2 protein-coding genes are annotated in these 2451 nt (G+C 70.5%); one reads left to right on the forward strand and one right to left on the reverse strand.

From position 1 onward, the window contains the following. A partial coding sequence (locus tag RIF89_RS13945; protein ID WP_309069684.1) for a biotin carboxylase N-terminal domain-containing protein occupies nucleotides 1-1593 on the reverse strand: 1593 nt, incomplete at its 3' end. Between the two features lie 82 nt (nucleotides 1594-1675). Here RIF89_RS13945 and RIF89_RS13950 point away from each other — a divergent pair. Then, nucleotides 1676-2451 (forward strand): ParA family protein (locus RIF89_RS13950; protein WP_309069685.1); only part of this gene is annotated, 776 nt, incomplete at its 3' end.

Consider the following 2451-nt stretch of genomic DNA (forward strand, 5'->3'; position numbering starts at 1 on the left):
GACCGCGAGCGCGGTCTGCTCGCGCAGGGCGCGCGCGAAGCCCTCCGGGCCGAGCTCCTGCAGTCGCTGGCGGGAACCGGCCGGCGGCGTCGTGTCCAGGTCGACCGACGGCAGCTTGACGGCGGGGGCGATGCCGAGCGGGTTCTCACCGTGGGGCTTGTTGACCGTGACGTCCACGAGCCAGCTCAGGATCTTGGATCCGCGGTCCTTCGAGACGCGCCCCTCGAGCAGCTCCGGGCGCTCGTCGATGAACGACGTGGACAGGTCGCCCTGCACGAACGCCGGGTCGTCGAGCACCGCCTGCAGGAACGGGATGTTCGTGGCGACGCCGCGGATGCGGAACTCCGCGAGCGCGCGACGGGCGCGCGCCACGGCGGCGGTGAAGTCGCGCCCGCGCACGCTGAGCTTCGCGAGCATCGAGTCGAAGTGCGGACTCACCTGCGAGCCGGCGGCCGTGGTGCCGCCGTCGAGGCGGATGCCCGCGCCGCCCGGGGAGCGGTACGTCGTGATCTTGCCGGTGTCGGGACGGAAGCCCTGCGAGGGATCCTCCGTCGTGATCCGGCACTGCAGCGCGGCGCCGCGCAGCTGGATCGTGTCCTGCGCGAGCCCCAGGTCCGCGAGCGTCTCGCCCGATGCGATCCGCATCTGGGACTGCACGAGGTCGACGTCCGTGACCTCCTCGGTCACGGTGTGCTCGACCTGGATGCGCGGGTTCATCTCGATGAAGACGACCTCGCCCGTCCGCGGGCCCGCCGTCTCGAGCAGGAACTCGACCGTGCCGGCGTTCTCGTAGCCAATCGACTCGGCGAAAGCGACCGCGTGCCGGTGCAGGTCGGCACGGATGGCGTCGTCCAGGTTCGGCGCGGGTGCGATCTCGATCACCTTCTGGTGACGACGCTGCACCGAGCAGTCGCGCTCGAACAGGTGGATCGTGGCGCCGGTCTTGTCGGCGAGGATCTGCACCTCGACGTGACGGGGACGCAGCACCGCCTGCTCGAGGAACATGCGCGGGTCGCCGAAGGCGCTCTGCGCCTCGCGCATCGCCTCGGCCAGCGCCGGCGCGAGTTCGGCCTCGGTCTCCACGCGGCGCATGCCGCGCCCGCCACCGCCCGCGACGGCCTTGGCGAACAGCGGGAAGCCGATCTCCTCCGCCTGCGCGACGAGCGCGTCGACGTCGTCCGATGCCTCGGTGGAGCGCAGCACGGGCACGCCCGCCTTGATCGCGTGCTCCTTGGCCGTGACCTTGTTGCCGGCCATCTCGAGCACCTTCGCCGAGGGGCCGATGAACGTGATGCCCGCCGCGGCCGCCTTCGCCGCGAGGTCGGGGTTCTCCGACAGGAAGCCGTAACCGGGGTAGATCGCGTCGGCGCCCGACTCGAGCGCGACGCGCACGATCTCGTCCACATCCAGGTACGCGCGGACGGGGTGACCCTCCTCACCGATCCGGTACGCCTCGTCCGCCTTCAGGCGGTGCAGCGAGTTCCGATCCTCGTGCGGGAAGACGGCGACGGTGCGCGCTCCCAGCTCGTATGCCGCACGGAAGGCCCGGATCGCGATCTCACCACGGTTGGCGACGAGGATCTTGGAGAACATGCGCACCCTTCTTCAGGAGCCGGCGGTGGGGAGGGCCGGGCTGACGTGGTTCTCAGCATAGGGCGTTGTAACGTTGGGGATTGTGCACGTACTCAGCGTCAGTTCCCTCAAGGGAGGCGTCGGGAAAACGACCGTTACTCTCGGTCTCGCTTCCGCCGCCTTCGCACGCTCGCTGCGCACGCTCGTGGTCGATCTCGACCCGCAGGCGGACGTCTCGACCGGTCTCGATGTGCAGATCGCCGGGCGTCTGAACGTCTCCGACGTGCTCACCAGCCCGAAGGAGAAGATCGTCCGTCAGGCGATCACCTCGAGCGGCTGGACGCGCGTGCACGACGGCGTGATCGACGTCATGCTGGGCAGCCCGTCCGCGATCAACTTCGACGGCCCCCACCCCACGGTCGCGGACGTCTGGAAGCTCGAGGAGGCGCTCGCCTCGATCGAGGCCGAGTACGACCTCGTCTTGATCGACTGCCCGCCGTCCCTCAATGCGCTCACCCGCACCGCGTGGGCCGCGAGCGACCGCGTCATGGTCGTCACCGAGCCCGGCCTGTTCTCCGTCGCCGCCGCCGACCGCGCGCTTCGCGCCATCGAGGAGATCCGCCGCGGCCTCTCCCCCCGGCTTCAGCCGCTCGGCATCGTCGTGAACCGCGTGCGTCCGCAGTCGGTCGAGCACCAGTTCCGCATCAAGGAGCTGCGTGACATGTTCGGCCCGCTCGTGCTCGAGCCGCAGCTGCCCGAGCGCACGTCGCTGCAGCAGGCTCAGGGCGCGGCGAAGCCGCTGCACGTGTGGCCCGGCGAGTCGGCTCAGGAGCTCGCGGCCGACTTCGACGCCCTGCTCGACCGCATCATGCGCGCGGG

Source organism: Microbacterium sp., from assembly GCF_031178525.1.
Taxonomy (GTDB): domain Bacteria; phylum Actinomycetota; class Actinomycetes; order Actinomycetales; family Microbacteriaceae; genus Microbacterium.